Raw genomic sequence first — 14,154 nt, 5'->3', positions numbered from 1 at the left:
GATCTTGGTAAAGACGTAATCACACGACTCCACGCAGTGTTCGGCAACATTAGCCTTCCGGGCACAGGAGGGAACCGGTAGATGACTGTCGGTGTTGGTGGCGGGGGCGGTACGACCGTGCCCTCCGAGGCGGAACTGGCCGAGTACGAGCAGGAACGGCCCGCTCGGCGGCTGCGGCCTGCCCTCGATCGGGTGGTTTCGGTCTGGTGCGCAATCATCAGTGTCGGCGTGCTGCTGCAGGTCTTCTTTCCACTACCACAGGGCACGCAGTTCTACTTGGTGATCTTTCTCGCAGCGGTCCTGCCGATCACGGTGCTGTGTTATCGCGGGCTGAAGGTCCCCGCGTTCCGCAACCCGTTGAAGGAACGGCCGCACGACGACCCGGGTCCGCTGGACTGGGTTCTCGCGCTCGTCGCGCTGGCGGTGTGCGTCTATCCGCTGCTCGACTTCGACGGGTACCTGGAGCGTCGTCAGGCGCCTTCCGTCGCGGACGTGGTCGCCGGGGCCCTGTTGCTGGTGCTGTTGCTCGAGGCGTGCCGTCGTACGACGGGCTGGGTGCTGCCGGCGTTCAGCCTGCTGTTCATCGCTTACGCCTACTACGGCGGGTACCTGCCGTACACGTGGTCGCTCGCGCACCAGGGCTTCAACTTCGACTCGATCATCGCGCAGTTCACGATGGGTACGGCGGGGTTCTACGGGACGCCGTTGGCCGTCGCGGCGTCGTACATCGTGCTGTTCACGATCTACGGCGCGGTGCTCGACTACTCGGGCGCAGGCAAGTTCTTCATCGACCTGTCGTTCGCGGCGTTCAAGCGCAGCCGGACGGCGCCCGGGCGCACGGTGACCCTCGCGGGCTTCCTGCTCGGCAGTGTGTCCGGCTCGGGTACGGCGACGGCGGTGTCGCTCGGCACGGTGTCGTGGCCGATCCTCCGCCGCGCGGGGTACCCGTCCGAACCGGCAGGCGGAATGCTCGCCGCCGCGGGCATCGGCGCGATCCTGTCGCCGCCGACGCTGGGCGCGGCCGCGTTCATCATCGCGGAGTTCCTGCAGGTCTCGTACCTGAAGGTGCTCGGGTTCGCGGTGATCCCGACGATCCTGTACTACCTGGGCATCCTGCTCGCGATCGAGATCGACGCCCGCAAGCACGGGACGACGTCGACCGAGGTGTCGGACAAGTCGGCGTGGCGGCTGCTGCTGCGGTTCGGGTACCACTTCCTGTCGCTGTTCGTGATCATCGGCTTCATGGCGGTCGACGTACCGCCGTTCAAGGCCGTGGTCTACGCGGTGATCATCCAGTTCGGGTTGTCGTTCCTGGACCGCGAGCACCGGCTGACCGGGCGGCCGCTGTTCCAGGCGCTTGCTCAGGGCACCCGTTCGGTGCTGCCGGTGGCGGCCACGTGTGCGACTGCCGGGGTGATCGTCGCAGTCACCACGCAGACCGGTCTCGGCCTGAACCTGGCGGAGATCATCGTCAACGCCGCGCGCGGGCTGACCGACAACCACACGGCCGTGCTGATCCTGACCGTGGTGCTGTCCGCGTTCGCCGTGCTGATCCTCGGGCTCGCGGTGCCGGTGACCGCGTCGTTCATCATCGCGGCCGTGATCATCTCGCCGGCGCTGGTGAACCTCGGGGTGACGCAGCCCGAGGCATACATGTTCATCTTCTACTACGCCGTACTGTCCGAGGTGTCGCCGCCGACCGCGCTCGCCGCGGTCGCGACCTCCGCGATCACCGGCGGCCGGGTGATGCCGACGATGTGGCAGGCGTGGAAGTACACGCTGCCGGCGTTCCTGGTGCCGTTCGCGTTCGTACTCACCGACAACGGCGCGCACCTGCTCGGTCAGGGATCGTTCGGCGACATGGTGTGGACCACGCTGGTGTCGATGCTGGCCGTCGCCGCGCTCGCCGTCGTCACCGGCGGCTGGGTGTTCGTCCGGGCGACCTGGCTCGAGCGCGCGGTCTGCGTACCGGCGGCCGCGCTGCTGCTTTACCTCGCGCCCGTAACCATCACCGCCGGAATCTGTTTGCTACTTGTTGCCGTCGTCATCAACCTGGTCCGGCGGCACCGCCAGACCGCTGCCGAGGAAGGAACCGCTGCCTCATGAGACTCCGTCGCCTCCCCACCGCCGCGGTGGCGCTCGTTGCCGCTCTGACGCTGGCCGCCTGCGGAGGCCAGCGCGAACCGTCCGGCTCCTCCTCGGAATCCGGTGGCCGGCTGACGATCGCCACCGGCAACACGACGGGCGTGTACTACCAGCTCGGCGGTGCGCTGGCGTCGGTGATCTCGCAGAAGATGTCCGGGTACCGCGCGACGGCCAGTGAGACCGGCGCCTCGGTGCAGAACATCCAGGGCCTGACCAGCGGGAACTACGACATCGCCTTCTCGCTCGGCGACTCGGCCGCGGACGCGGTCAACGGCGTGAACAGCTTCACGTCGAAGCAGGACGTGGTCGCGCTGACCCGCTTGTACAACAACTACACGCAGGTCGCCGTACGGACCTCGGCGAACATCAACTCGATCGCGGACCTGAAAGGCAAGCGGGTCTCGACCGGCTCGCCGAACTCCGGCACCGAGGTGATCGCGCGCCGGCTGCTCGAGGCTGCCGGGCTCGACCCGGCGAAGGACGTGACCGCGCAGCGGCTCGGGCTGCCGGAGTCGGTGGACGCGATGAAGTCCGGGTCGATCGACGCGCTGGTCTGGTCCGGTGGTCTGCCGACCGGCGGCATCACCGACCTGACCACCAGCATGGGCAAGGGCGTCAAGCTGCTGCCGATCGCGGACCTGCTGCCGAAGATGCAGGAGAAGTACGGCTCGATCTACTCGCAGGCGCCGATCCCCGCGGCGACGTACAAGCAGCCGGCCGACGTCGCGACGATCGTCGTACCGAACGTGCTGCTGGTCCGCAAGGACATGAAGGACGAACTGGCCGAGCAGCTGACCAAGGTGCTGTACGACAACATGGCGTCGCTGGTCTCGGTGAACGCGGCCGCCAAGGGCATCACGCTGGAGAACGCCGACAAGACGGACCCGGTGCCGCTGCACCCCGGCGCGAAGAAGGCGATCGATGGTCTGAGATGACCGGGCACTGGGTACCGGAGCGGTTTCGCCGGGTCCCCAGTGCACACAGACCGTCCTCCCCCGCACACCAGGCGCAGCGGGGGAGGACGCAGGGCCCGGCACCGCACACAAGGCGCAGCGGCACCGGACCCGACCGGCCCCCACAACCAGGCGCAGTGGCGGGTCGAACCTTGGGCCCGGCCCTTTCGCGGAGGCATCCGCGAGGGGCCGGGCCCTCCGCTTGTGCTGTTGCTACTGCTGTTGCTTCGCGGGTGGTTCGTGGTCCTGGGCGTCCTCCTGCGTCATGGGAGTGCCGTAGAGGTAGTGGGAGAGGGCGGAGTCGCGCTTCGGGTGGGCGTGGTACTTCGTGGGGACGACGCGTCCCTCCGCGCTGTCCCAGGCGGTGTCGGCCATGCGCCACATCTTGTGCGCCAGCCGCCCGGCGAAACCCGTGTGCGGCGAGTATGGGTGCGCGCGCGTCGGCGCGACCTCCTCCGCCTCCAGCAGGTCCTCGGTCAGCGTGTTCACGTCCGGGTCGTCGAGCTGGTCGCAGATCTGGCGGCTGTACGTCGCCTCCAGCTCCTCGTGCTCGCCGAGCAGCCGGTCGATGTGCTCCCACAGGTCACTGTGATGCAGGTGCAGGAATCGGCTGTCCCCGTACTGCCGTCCTTTCAGCAGGCGCAACGAGCGCTCCAGCTCCTTCGCGTTGCCGACGTACCTGGTGACGAGTTCCTCCCCGTCGGGGAGTTGCCGGACGTGCGGGAGGAGCACGTCCTCGGCCGCGGCGAGATGCTGCGCCGCGATCGCGTAGAACCAATCGGTCTGGTGCCGCCGCTCAGGGTGCAAGGCATCCGGGTGATGAGCCGGCTCGGCCAGCTCCCGGATCCGCTCGTGTTCGTACGTCAGGGCCATTTCGAGCGTCGAAGCGGTCACGACAACCACCTCCAGAGGGTCTCCCCCCAGCGTGTGCCCATCCCACCCGAACCGCAACCACCCCACCCCACCCCGTAACCACCCCACTCACCTCAGTCAAACCCCGGTTTGCCGCTCGCCGGCTACCTCGCTGGCGGGTTGGGGTTGATTTGGGGGAGTGGTGGGGCTGGTTAGTGGGTTGGTATTGGTGTGCGACTAGGTCAGAGCTGGATCTCCCGGAGCGGGTTGCCACCGTCGATGAACAGCTTCCCGCCGGGCACGAGCGCCGCCGCGATCCGCTCCTTCGCGAGGACCTCGAGCTCCGGATGCCGCCCGTCGAGCGCCCCGACCCGCACAGCGAACGCCAGATCGTACGGCGCCTCTCCGTCGGCCAAGGTGAACTCCTCCACCGCCGCCTGCCGAAACCCGATGATCCCAGCAGCCAGCAGCTCCCCGGACCCCGTGATTGCCAGCTGCACCGCCTTCGCCGACCGGTCAACGCCCAGCACGAACCCGCCCGTCCCGACCCGCCAAGCCACCTCCCGAGCCGCCGCCCCCGGCCCGCACCCGACCTCCAGAACCCGAAGCCCGTCCCGCAGCGGCAGCGCGTCCACCACCCCGCTCAACCGCCCCGACAACTTCTCCACCATCCACCCACCTCCACCCCAACCTTCCCGCACTCCATAGCCCACCGCCCAGCCCGCCCGGCCCACCGGCCGACTCGCCCGGCCCACCGGCCGGCTCGCCCGGCCCACCGGCCGGCTCGCCCGGCCCACCGGCCGGCTCGCCCGGCCCACCGGTCAGTCCGCCCGGCCCACCGGCCAGCGTGCCCGGCCCACCGGCCGGCTCGCCCGGCCCACCGGCCAGCCCGCCCACCCATGCGCCTGCCTTCTCGCCCGCAGCCGGTTGCCGGCCGACTGCCTGGTGGACGCCGGGGTAATGCGAACGCCCGCCGCGGGAGGGCGCGGCGGGCGTTCGGTTCAGGAGTGGGGCTGTCAGGCGTCTGAACTCTTCTTCCAGAGGTTGATGCCGGCTTCCACGGCGTCGGCGTCGATCGCTTCCAGTTCTTCGGGGGTGAACTGGAGGTTGCGGACCGTCGCGAGGTTGTCCTCGAGTTGGGCGACGCTGGAGGCGCCGATCAGGGCGCTGGTGACGCGGTCGTCGCGGAGGGTCCAGGCCAGTGCCAGTTGGGCGACGGACTGGCCGCGTTGCTTGGCGATCTCGTTCAGGGCGCGGACGTGCTTGAGGGTGTCCTCGGTCAGCGACTCGGGGTTGAGCGACTTGCCCTGCGCGGCGCGGGAGTCCGACGGGATGCCGTCCAGGTAGCGGTCGGTGAGCACACCCTGCGCCAGCGGCGAGAACGCGATCACGCCGACGCCGAGCTCGCCCACCGCGTCCAGCAGGTCCTCCTCGATCCAGCGGTTCAGCATCGAGTACGACGGCTGGTGGATCAGGAGCGGCGTACCGAGTTCCGCCAGGATCCGCGCGGCCTCCCGCGTCCGGTCCGCGGAGTACGACGAGATGCCGGCGTACAGCGCCTTGCCGGAGCGCACGGCCGCATCCAGCGCACCCATCGTCTCCTCGAGCGGCGTGTCCGGGTCGAACCGGTGCGAGTAGAAGATGTCGACGTAGTCCAGGCCCATCCGGCTCAGCGACTGGTCGAGCGAGGCGAGCAGGTACTTCCGCGAGCCGCCGCCCTGACCGTACGGGCCCGGCCACATGTCGTACCCGGCCTTGGTCGAGAGGATCAGCTCGTCGCGGTACTTCTTGAAGTCCCGCGCGAAATGCGTCCCGAAGTTCGTCTCGGCCGACCCGTACGGCGGACCGTAGTTGTTCGCCAGGTCGAAGTGCGTGACGCCGAGGTCGAACGCCCGCCGCAGGATGTCCCGCTGCGTGGCGAACGGCTTGTCGTCGCCGAAGTTGTGCCACAGCCCCAGCGAGATCGCCGGCAGTTGCAGCCCGCTCCGGCCCGTCCGCCGGTAGGTCATCTGGTCGTCGTACCGGCCCGCAGCCGCCACATAATCAGTCACGGAACCCCAGTCTGCCCCATGTCACAACAAGTGCAAACCCCCTTGTTTTTCAGCAGAAACGCGAGCACTGACATCAAGAACCCCACCTTCTTGATCGTTAGGTGAGGCCGCTCCAGGGCGCGGGTGGGGACGCGGCGAAGAAACGCAGGAGGCCGAGGAGCCGGCTGGCGGTCGGAGCGGTCCAGTGGCGCTGACCGGGATCGGGGGCTGCGGGGAGCTTGGACAGCGCCCAGTGGAGATGAAACCAGAGGACCGACGCGGCGAGGCCCTTCTCGGAGTGCCCGGAGCGGGTGTGGCGTAGGTAGTCGGGGAGGAGCGTGGCGACCTGCTCCAGCGGGAGCTTGGCGAAGTCCATGGCCCGTGGCGCCCAGGCGGCGTCACCCCAGTCGATGAGCGCGCAAAGATCGTTGGCCGGCCCGGCGAGAAGGTTGTGTGCGGCAACATCTCCGTGAATCAGGACCTTCGGGGTGTTCCTCTCGAGGTGACTGGACAGTCGCGTGAACCAGTCGGCCAGCCAGTTCGCCGTACCGGGGTCGAGGTAGCCGCGGGTGGTGAGGTCGTCGATCATCGGCCATGGATCGCCGAAGTCGTCCTCCGGTACCGCGGGGAGCCCGTCGGGGCTGTCCGGGGAGTGGGAGAGTTGGTGGAGGCGGGCGAGTTGTTCGGCCAGGGCGGGTGGGACGTCGACGGGTTCGATGCCGTGGACGCGTTGCATGACGACGTACGGCGCATCGACGAGGTCGTGGGTGGTGTCGTAGTCGATGATCGCGGGCGTGAGTACGCCGGCGGAGCGCGCGGCGGGTACTACCTGGGTCTCCTTCAGGAGGTCGTTCTCGAAGCCGGGGCGGGACATCCGGAGGAAGAGTTGCTCGCCGAGGGCGAAGGCACGGTTCGCTACACCGCCCGGCACCTCCTGCACCTGGTCGGGGTCGACGCCGTGCCGGCGGGCGACCGCGGTCACCTGCTCCAGGACGTTCTTGTGATCATCCAAGCCACATCTCCATCGTTCGCTCGAACCGCCCGTCGGTTGCCGGGAGGCGGGTGCGGCGGCATCCCTCGAGTTTGATGTACTGCGGGCGTGCGTGTCGATGTAGATCCGGAGGCCGTCGGGCGGCGGGACTTCTATGCGTTGCTCAACTCCGTGGTCGTACCGCGGCCGATCGCCTGGGTGTCGACCCGGTCCGCCGCCGGCGTGCTGAACCTGGCGCCGCACTCGTTCTTCACCGTGTCGTGTGTGCAGCCGCCGATGGTGCAGTTCACGTCGGTCGGGCGGAAGGACAGCCTGAACAACGTCGAGGCGACCGGCGAGTTCGTGGTGAACTTCGCCGCTGAGTCGCTCTACGAACAGGTCAACGCCTCCGGGACGAACTTCCCGCCGGAGGTCTCCGAGTTCGAGGCGTCGGGGTGACGGCGGAGGCGTCCCGGACGGTGGCGGTTCCGCGGGTCGCGGAGTCGCCGGTGGCGATCGAGTGCACGCTGCACACGACGCTCGAGCTCGGGGACTGCACTCTGGTCATCGGTCGGGTCCGGCATCTCGCGATCGACAATGCGATGCTCGATGACGGTCATCCTGAGGTTCGTCGGCTCCGGCCGCTCGCCCGGCTCGGGAAGGACGAGTGGACCACGCTCGGCGAGGTTCGCGAGATCTCGCGGATCCGCTACTCGGACTGGCCGGGTCATTTCACACCTCCTGGTGAGAAGTAGGACAGACGAAGACCGGGTCCAGCCCCATCGAGAACCCGGCGCGGGGCGCCACCCTTCGCGACGTACAAGCCCGCACCTGCCGGTGCACTGGTTGCTTGAGGCATCTGTCAGTTGGTTTGGATGGCGTCTTCCCGGGCGGCGAGAGGTGCGCCGTGCGAGCCACGGCACGGTCTGACCGGTGTCGGGCAGTTCGAAATGGCCGGAAACCCGTGTAGGTGCCGCTGGCGTCAGGGTGTGGCCGGTGAACTCGGTCAGGTGGTTCGGAGCTTCGGCGGGGCGGGGCGGGGTCCGTTGGAGGCCGGTGTCACCGGGGAGATGCTCCGACCTGATCCGGGGCGGTCGCCGTCGGGGCGCGTCCGACGTCTTGGTGGGGCGTCGCGGTTGAGCCGGTTAGCGAGGGTGGTTGCTTTCGCGGGTGGCTAGGAGTTTGGTGAGGGATTCGAGTTCGGGGGATAGGCGTAAGGGGGTGTGGTCGGGGAGTTCGGTGGTGGCGGGGTGCCAGGTGAGGGTTGGGGTTACCAGGTGGACGTCGGGGGACAGTGGGCCTGGGTCCCGGGAGTAGCAGCGGGCTGCGACATTCAGGAGGAGGCCCAGGGCCGAGAGGACTGTGAGGTCCTCGATGACGTGCAGGATCAGGGTGTCGCGGGCCGGCAGTGCGGCGAGTACGCCGTACGGCGGGTGTTCCAGGCGCAGCGTTTCTCGTAGGACGGTGTCGAGGACCAGTGCGCGGGAGGCGGCGTACCCGGTGCCGGTGATGAAGGCGAATCTGAGGTCTTCGTGGTCGACGAACTCGACGTGGTCCTTGAGGCGGCGGAGGTTGGCCAGGCCGAAGCGTTCGGCGTCGGACCAGGTGACGCCTAGGTCGGCGGGCTCCAGGTACATGGTTATGACGCCGGCGGTTTCCGTGGAGGGGACGGAGACCAGGCCGGGGAGGAAGTCTGGGCGATCGCTGGTCCAGGAGGGTGGTAGGGAGTCGCGGGGGACGAGGCGCTGGATCAGTTCGTGTTCGGGGTCGGTGGGTGGTGGCGGTGGGCCTTGGCTGAGCTGGGCCAGCATGCCGGAGAGGTGCTCTTCGATCAGGGACGGCCAGCGGGTCTCGTCGAAGCGGGCGATGATGCGGGCGAGGTTGCTGAGGCCCATAACCGGGTGGTCGGCGGACGGGGCGGTGGGGACGAGGGCGGCGCCGCCCTGGTAGGTGACGGCGAGGCCGAGGTCTGCCGCTGCTCGGAGGGCGAGGTGCACGAAGCGTTCGGCCTGGCGCCAGGAGAGCGGGATCAGGAATGGGTGGGGCAGGTTGGAGCGGGGCGGGACGTTGCCGTGGGCATGTTCTGCGGTGTCGACGGACATCGGTGTCCTCCGGATCGGTGGGATGGTCGGCGCACGGCGGTGGTGCGGGGCGGGGGTAAGCGGTGGAGGCATCGGTGCGGAAAGGCGGGCCGCGGCGAAGGTGCGCCTAGGCGTGCGGGAGCGGCAGGGCGTGCGGGAGCGGGAGGAGCGGCGGGGGTGCGGCGTAGCGAAGCTGTGAGGGAGGTGTGGAGGGAGTCAGCAGAGAAGGTACGAGGATTGGGGGGTGGTGGGGATGGGGAATTGGGGCTGTGGACAAGGGGAGCGGGGTAGCCTGCGGCAGGCGGGGGTTGTGGGTGGGGGTCTGGAGGAGTGGGTATGAGCAGCAGTCCGTTGTCGCGGTCGACCGCGGAGACCCGGTTGTCGTTGTCGCATATCACTGCGCAGAACGAGACCAACCTGCTCGGGACCGTGCACGGCGGGGTGATCATGACGCTGGTCGACTCGGTCGCCGGGGTGGTCGCGGCGCGGCATTCGGGTGGGGCGGCGGTGACGGCGTCGATGGACGAGATGGTGTTCCTGGTTCCGGTGCGTGTCGGCGATGTGGTGCATTTCAGCGGTCAGGTGAACTGGACCGGGCGGAGCTCGATGGAGATCGGGGTTCGGATCACCGCCGATCGTTGGGATGCGGTCGGTCCCGAGGTGCATGTGGCGTCGGCGTACCTGGTGTTCGTCGCGGTGGACGCGGACGGGAAGCCGCGGGCGGTGCCGCAGGTAGTGCCGGAGACGGATGAGGACCGGCGGCGGTTGCGGGAGGCGGAGATCCGCCGCAGTCACCGACTCGCCCGCCGCGCCGCGATCATCGCCTCCCGCCAGGAGCAGGACGAGATCCCCGGCGGCACCCAATGAAGCTCATCGCGTATGTACGGCGGAATCCGTCGGCGGTTTTGTTGGTGGTGCAGTTGCTGGGGGTGTTGGTCTATCCGGCGATGGAGGGGTCGCGGCCCGGGCGGGTCGGGTTCGAGATTCTCGGGATCGTCGTGTTGGTGCTCGCGGTGTTCTCGGTGCGGGCCACGCCGGGGCTTACCTGGGTCAGCATCTGTCTGGGGATCCCGGCTGTCGGATTGTCGCTGGTCGACGCCTTCAGTCCGACGGATGCCGTCGTCGCGATCTCCGGGGTGTTGCACGCTGCCTTCTACTTCTACGCGGCGTACAGCCTGCTGCGCTACATGCTCTCGGACCACGATGTCAGCGTCGACGAGTTGTTCGCGACCGGTGCCACTTTCACCTTGGTGGCTTGGGGTTTCGCCTACCTGTACGTGTTCGTCCAGGTGCTGGTCCCGGGAAGCTTCACCGCGGCCGTTGACCCGGGCAACGATCGGACCTGGATGGAGCTGCTGTTCCTCAGCTTCACGACGCTCTCGAGCACAGGTCTCAGCGACATCGTGCCGATCACGTCCTGGGGCCGCTCGGTCGTCATGCTCGAGCAGCTGGCCGGTCTCGGGTACGTCGCCATGGTCGTGTCCCGGCTCGTCGGCCTGACGATCACGCGGCGCGCCTAGGCCATCCCGCGAGCAGATCCGCGGCCGCCCGCGCGGCCACCTCGGGAGCAGACGCCATCGCCGCCACGCGATAGCTGACGAGCGCCCCCTCGTGCAGCAACAGCAGCCGATCGGCAAGCTCGCCCGGGTCGGCCAGCCCGGCCGCCACGGCCTGCGCCTCGAACTCGGACCGCATCCACCGCTTCTGCCCCACGATCACCGGCATCGCCGGATGGTCGGGAGCGGCCAGCTCCACGCTCGCGTTGATGAACCCGCACCCGTTGCGCGACCCCGCCAGCCAGTCCGTCAGCGCCGCGAACAACGCCAGGATCACGTCCTCGGGCGTCGTCGGCCGCCGCGCGGCGAGCTGTTCGTCGAGGAACACGTGCCACGCCCGGTCGCGCTCCTCGAGGTACGCCGCGATCAACCGGTCCTTCGACCCGAACCGGTCGTACAGCGTCTTCTTCGTCACGTCCGCCGCGGCGGCGATCGCGTCGACGCCGACTGTGCGGATCCCCTGCTCGTAGAACAGCGTCGACGCGGCCGCCAGGATCCGCTCGCCGGCCGGGGTCAGCCGCGGCGCGGCCCGGACGCCGCGGCCCACGATGAGTCTCACCTGCTGGTCCAGCATACTGACAGTATACCGACCGGTGTGGTTACCGTCGTCGGCATGACCTTCCGCAAGGCGCTCGGCCTGGCCGCCGGTACCGGGTTCGTCGTGTTCTGGAGCTGCGGCTTCATCGGCGGCCGCTGGGGTACGCAGTACACGAACGCGTTCGACCTGCTCGCCTGGCGGTTCCTCGTCGCGGGCCTGATCGCCGCGGTGGTCCTGGCGATCAGGCGGCCCCGGATCTCGCGCCGGGACCTGGTCACGCAGGTGTGGATGGCGATCCTGACGCAGTTCGTCTACCTGGGCCTGATCTTCACCGGCATCGACCACGGCATCACCGCCGGCGTCACCGCCCTGATCGGCTCGCTCCAGCCGATCCTGATCGCGACCGTCGCCGGCCCGCTGCTCGGTGAGCGGGTCAGCCGGCGCCAATGGCTCGGCCTGCTCCTCGGTCTCGTGGGTGTAGGTCTCGTGGTGGCGGACGATCTCGGCGCCGGCCACGGTTCACCGCTGCTGTTCCTCCTCCCAGTCGGCGGCGTCCTCGGCCTGGTCGCGGGCACCTGTCTGGACCGCCAACGCAAACCGGCGCTGAGCTCCCTCGACGCGCTGGCCGTCCAAAGCCTCGTCTCAGCAGTCCTCTTTGCCGCCCTGGCCGCGGCAACGAACAGACTGACCATGCCCGAGCAACCGGGCTTCTACGGTGCCGTGCTGTTCCTGGTTCTGCTGGCGACAGGTGGTGGCTGGGGCCTGTACCTCGTCAACCTCAAACTGTCCGGCGCAACGCGCATCAGTTCGTTGCTGTACCTCGTTCCGCCGACGACGATGGTGTTCGCGTTCCTGCTGTTCCACGAGACGATCGGCGCGCTCGCCGTCGTCGGCATGCTGGTGTGCGCGGTCGCCGTACTGCTGATCCGGCTCCGTGAGCAAGTACGCTGCGGGGATGGCGGAACCCCGGTGGCTGGACCAGCGAGAACAACAGGCCTGGCGCGCGTACATCGCGGCACAGCGTGTCGTGAGCAGCCGGATCGAACAGCAGTTGCAACGCGACGCGGGGATCCCGCACACGTACTACGAGATCCTCGTGCGGCTGTCCGAAGCGCCGGGCAACCGGCTGCGGATGAGTGAACTCGCGGTCGCGACGCTCGGTTCCCGGAGCCGGCTCTCGCACGCGGTGAACCGGCTCGAGCAGAACGGCTGGGTCCGCCGCGAGGGCATCGAGTCCGACCGCCGCGGCCAGGTCGCGATCCTGACCGAGCTCGGCCGGCAGAAACTCGTGGACAGCGCCCCCGGGCACGTCGAGGAGGTCCGGCAGGCGATCTTCGACGCACTCACGCCGGAGCAGGTCGAGCACCTGTACGACGTGTGCTCGACGCTCGCCCGGCACTCCGGCGACACCGTCGACCGCGCGGCGTGGGAGCGGAACTGAGATGAGGCGTCCGGTCGCGCTCCTGGCGCTGACTGCCCTCGCTGTCTCCGGCTGTGGTGACTCGGGATCCACGCCGACGGCAGGTCCGAGCACCGTCCCGTCGTCCACGGTCCCCACAACGGACAAGCCGACCACCCCAGCAACAACGCCGGCAACAACCCCAGCGACTACGCCGACAACCACCCCAACGCCACCGCAGACACAGAAGCCGGCGAGCTGCATCGACCAGAAGCTCCAGGCGCTCACCCTGCGCCAGCAGGCCGCGCAGCTGATCATGACCGGCATCGACTCCCGCGGCATGACCTCCGCCCAGCGCACCGTCGTACAGCGGGAGAAGTCCGGCAGTGTGTTCCTGGTCGGCAACGGCGGCAGCCTTTCCAGCACCAGGACGGAGATGGCCGCGGTGAACGCCGCCGCCACGGTCCACGGCATCCGTCCGCTGATCGCGGCCGATCAGGAGGGCGGTCAGATCCAGCGACTCAAGGGCTCCGGATTCGACCGCATCCCGGCAGCGACCGTCCAGGGCACGTGGTCGAGCGCGAAGCTCACCGCGGCGGCCGAACAGTGGGGCAGGCAACTCAAGCAGGCGGGCGTCAACGTAGACCTCGCACCGGTGGCAGACGTCGTACCCCGCTCGCTCAAGGCGCAGAACGCACCGATCGGCCAGCTGGACCGTGAGTACGGCGACACGCCCGAGGAGGCGGCTCAGGGCGTGCGCGCCTTCACGCAGGGCATGCGCAAGGCCGGTGTCGCCACCTCGGTCAAGCACTTCCCCGGACTCGGGAGGGTGCGCGGCAACACCGACTTCTCCGCCGGCGTCGTCGACACCGTGACGGTGCGCGGGGACGCGGACCTGCGGCCGTTCGCCGAAGGGATCGCGGCCGGTACGTCGATGGTGATGATCTCGACCGTCACCTACACGAAGATCGACCCGGACAACCGCGCCGTGTTCTCGTCGACCGTCATCCAGGGCATGGTGCGCGGCGACCTCGGCTGGCGTGGGGTCGTGATCACCGACGACGTGGGCGCGGCCGCGGAGGTCGCGTCCGTCCCGGCGGGCGACCGCGCGACCCGGTTCGTCGCGGCCGGCGGCGACATCGTCATCAACGCCAAGGCCGGCCTGACGGCGACGATGGTCGACGCGCTGGTCGCGAAAGCGCAGGAGGACAAGTCGTTCGCCGCGAAGCTCACGAGTAGCGTTCGGCGTGTGCTGACCCTCAAGCAGAACCACGGCCTGGTGAGCTGCGGATGACGGAAGAGGAGCCCGACTACCGCTTCACCCTGGCGAACGAGCGCACCTACCTGGCTTACCTGCGGACCTCGCTGGCCTGTTACGCCGGCGGACTGTCCGCGGTGCAGTTCCTCGACCTCGGGCCGGACCGCTGGGTGGCACGGATCATCGGCGTCATCCTGGTCCTCGCGGGCATCGTCACCACGTTCGGCGCGTTCCGTCGCTGGCAGGTCAACCTGACCGCGATCCGGCGCGGCGGCGCGCTTCCGGTGACCAGGCTGCCGCTGATGCTCGGAGCAACGATCGCCGTGGTCGGGCTGATCGGCCTGCTGTTCTCCCTCTGGAGATGAGATGTGG

Annotated in this window: 16 protein-coding genes; 10 read left to right on the top strand and 6 right to left on the bottom strand. The window is 68.9% G+C overall.

Features of this window, described 5'->3' with window-relative positions:
- Positions 1-81 precede the first annotated feature (81 nt).
- Both ABN611_RS07205 and ABN611_RS07200 read left to right on the top strand, forming a co-directional pair.
- Positions 82-2,106, top strand: a complete 2,025-nt coding sequence (locus ABN611_RS07205; RefSeq protein ID WP_350279005.1) for a TRAP transporter fused permease subunit — start codon at positions 82-84, stop codon at positions 2,104-2,106.
- Positions 2,103-3,080, top strand: coding sequence for a TAXI family TRAP transporter solute-binding subunit (locus ABN611_RS07200; protein WP_350279004.1), 978 nt, complete (start codon positions 2,103-2,105; stop codon positions 3,078-3,080). The genes ABN611_RS07205 and ABN611_RS07200 overlap by 4 nt, the downstream gene beginning before the upstream one ends.
- Positions 3,081-3,311: 231 nt before the next feature.
- Here the strand turns inward: ABN611_RS07200 and ABN611_RS07195 are convergent, their stop codons facing one another.
- The 4 genes from ABN611_RS07195 to ABN611_RS07180 all read right to left on the bottom strand — a co-directional run bounded on the left by ABN611_RS07195 (position 3,312) and on the right by ABN611_RS07180 (position 6,992).
- Positions 3,312-3,992 carry a hypothetical protein gene (locus ABN611_RS07195; RefSeq protein WP_350279003.1) on the bottom strand — a complete coding sequence of 227 codons (681 nt, stop codon included), beginning with the start codon at positions 3,990-3,992 and terminating at the stop codon, positions 3,312-3,314.
- 200 nt (positions 3,993-4,192) lie between these two features.
- A complete protein-coding gene (locus ABN611_RS07190; protein WP_350279002.1) occupies positions 4,193-4,621 on the bottom strand; it encodes a methyltransferase domain-containing protein in 429 nt (142 codons plus the stop codon).
- Positions 4,622-4,966: 345 nt separating this feature from the next.
- Positions 4,967-6,001, bottom strand: coding sequence for an L-glyceraldehyde 3-phosphate reductase (gene mgrA, locus ABN611_RS07185; protein WP_350279001.1), 1,035 nt, complete (start codon positions 5,999-6,001; stop codon positions 4,967-4,969).
- A gap of 97 nt (positions 6,002-6,098) precedes the next feature.
- Positions 6,099-6,992, bottom strand: coding sequence for an aminoglycoside phosphotransferase family protein (locus ABN611_RS07180; protein ID WP_350279000.1), 894 nt, complete (start codon positions 6,990-6,992; stop codon positions 6,099-6,101).
- 87 nt (positions 6,993-7,079) lie between these two features.
- Between ABN611_RS07180 and ABN611_RS07175 the strand changes: the two genes are divergently transcribed.
- Positions 7,080-7,409, top strand: a complete 330-nt coding sequence (locus tag ABN611_RS07175; RefSeq protein ID WP_350278999.1) for a flavin reductase family protein — start codon at positions 7,080-7,082, stop codon at positions 7,407-7,409.
- Complete coding sequence (locus ABN611_RS07170; RefSeq protein WP_350278998.1) at positions 7,406-7,705, top strand: flavin reductase; 300 nt, start codon at positions 7,406-7,408, stop codon at positions 7,703-7,705. Before ABN611_RS07175 ends, ABN611_RS07170 begins: the two co-directional genes overlap by 4 nt.
- A 390-nt stretch (positions 7,706-8,095) precedes the next feature.
- Here ABN611_RS07170 and ABN611_RS07165 read toward each other — a convergent pair whose 3' ends face one another.
- On the bottom strand, positions 8,096-9,052 hold the full coding sequence (locus ABN611_RS07165; RefSeq protein ID WP_350278997.1) for a hypothetical protein: 957 nt from the start codon (positions 9,050-9,052) through the stop codon (positions 8,096-8,098).
- A gap of 315 nt (positions 9,053-9,367) precedes the next feature.
- On the opposite strand from ABN611_RS07165, the gene ABN611_RS07160 reads away from it, so the two are divergent.
- A complete protein-coding gene (locus tag ABN611_RS07160) occupies positions 9,368-9,898 on the top strand; it encodes an acyl-CoA thioesterase (RefSeq protein ID WP_350278996.1) in 531 nt (176 codons plus the stop codon).
- The gene (locus ABN611_RS07155) at positions 9,895-10,551 is read left to right on the top strand and encodes an ion channel (RefSeq protein ID WP_350278995.1); all 657 of its coding nucleotides are present in this window, start codon (positions 9,895-9,897) and stop codon (positions 10,549-10,551) included. Before ABN611_RS07160 ends, ABN611_RS07155 begins: the two co-directional genes overlap by 4 nt.
- Here the strand turns inward: ABN611_RS07155 and ABN611_RS07150 are convergent.
- Positions 10,535-11,161: a TetR/AcrR family transcriptional regulator gene (locus tag ABN611_RS07150; RefSeq protein ID WP_350278994.1), complete on the bottom strand. Its 627-nt coding sequence runs from the start codon at positions 11,159-11,161 to the stop codon at positions 10,535-10,537. The two genes, ABN611_RS07155 and ABN611_RS07150, sit on opposite strands and share 17 nt — an antisense overlap.
- A gap of 39 nt (positions 11,162-11,200) precedes the next feature.
- Here ABN611_RS07150 and ABN611_RS07145 point away from each other — a divergent pair, with 39 nt between their 5' ends.
- Genes ABN611_RS07145 through ABN611_RS07130 form a run of 4 tightly spaced genes read left to right on the top strand, consistent with a single transcriptional unit; the run spans position 11,201 to position 14,147 of the window.
- Positions 11,201-12,265 carry a DMT family transporter gene (locus ABN611_RS07145; RefSeq protein WP_350278993.1) on the top strand — a complete coding sequence of 355 codons (1,065 nt, stop codon included), beginning with the start codon at positions 11,201-11,203 and terminating at the stop codon, positions 12,263-12,265.
- Positions 12,153-12,566, top strand: coding sequence for a MarR family transcriptional regulator (locus tag ABN611_RS07140; RefSeq protein WP_350278992.1), 414 nt, complete (start codon positions 12,153-12,155; stop codon positions 12,564-12,566). Before ABN611_RS07145 ends, ABN611_RS07140 begins: the two co-directional genes overlap by 113 nt.
- A 1-nt stretch (position 12,567) precedes the next feature.
- Positions 12,568-13,818: a glycoside hydrolase family 3 N-terminal domain-containing protein gene (locus ABN611_RS07135; RefSeq protein WP_350278991.1), complete on the top strand. Its 1,251-nt coding sequence runs from the start codon at positions 12,568-12,570 to the stop codon at positions 13,816-13,818.
- Positions 13,815-14,147, top strand: a complete 333-nt coding sequence (locus ABN611_RS07130) for a DUF202 domain-containing protein (RefSeq protein WP_350278990.1) — start codon at positions 13,815-13,817, stop codon at positions 14,145-14,147. The genes ABN611_RS07135 and ABN611_RS07130 overlap by 4 nt, the downstream gene beginning before the upstream one ends.
- Positions 14,148-14,154: the final 7 nt, after the last annotated feature.

The sequence above is a fragment of the Kribbella sp. HUAS MG21 genome, assembly GCF_040254265.1.
In the GTDB taxonomy this organism is placed as follows: Bacteria; Actinomycetota; Actinomycetes; order Propionibacteriales; family Kribbellaceae; genus Kribbella.
The sequence above is the reverse complement of the archived record's forward strand: the minus strand, read 5'-3'. Positions and strand labels throughout refer to the sequence as shown.

Excerpts from the sequence above, each read along its gene's own strand:
- ABN611_RS07150 (WP_350278994.1), bottom strand. The coding sequence starts at position 11,161 with ATGCTGGACCAGCAGGTGAGACTCATCGTGGGCCGCGGCGTCCGGGCC.
- ABN611_RS07160 (WP_350278996.1), top strand. The coding sequence starts at position 9,368 with ATGAGCAGCAGTCCGTTGTCGCGGTCGACCGCGGAGACCCGGTTGTCG.
- ABN611_RS07135 (WP_350278991.1), top strand. The coding sequence starts at position 12,568 with ATGAGGCGTCCGGTCGCGCTCCTGGCGCTGACTGCCCTCGCTGTCTCC.
- ABN611_RS07205 (WP_350279005.1), top strand. The coding sequence starts at position 82 with ATGACTGTCGGTGTTGGTGGCGGGGGCGGTACGACCGTGCCCTCCGAG.
- ABN611_RS07130 (WP_350278990.1), top strand. The coding sequence starts at position 13,815 with ATGACGGAAGAGGAGCCCGACTACCGCTTCACCCTGGCGAACGAGCGC.
- ABN611_RS07145 (WP_350278993.1), top strand. The coding sequence starts at position 11,201 with ATGACCTTCCGCAAGGCGCTCGGCCTGGCCGCCGGTACCGGGTTCGTC.
- ABN611_RS07190 (WP_350279002.1), bottom strand. The coding sequence starts at position 4,621 with ATGGTGGAGAAGTTGTCGGGGCGGTTGAGCGGGGTGGTGGACGCGCTG.
- ABN611_RS07200 (WP_350279004.1), top strand. The coding sequence starts at position 2,103 with ATGAGACTCCGTCGCCTCCCCACCGCCGCGGTGGCGCTCGTTGCCGCT.
- ABN611_RS07165 (WP_350278997.1), bottom strand. The coding sequence starts at position 9,052 with ATGTCCGTCGACACCGCAGAACATGCCCACGGCAACGTCCCGCCCCGC.
- ABN611_RS07155 (WP_350278995.1), top strand. The coding sequence starts at position 9,895 with ATGAAGCTCATCGCGTATGTACGGCGGAATCCGTCGGCGGTTTTGTTG.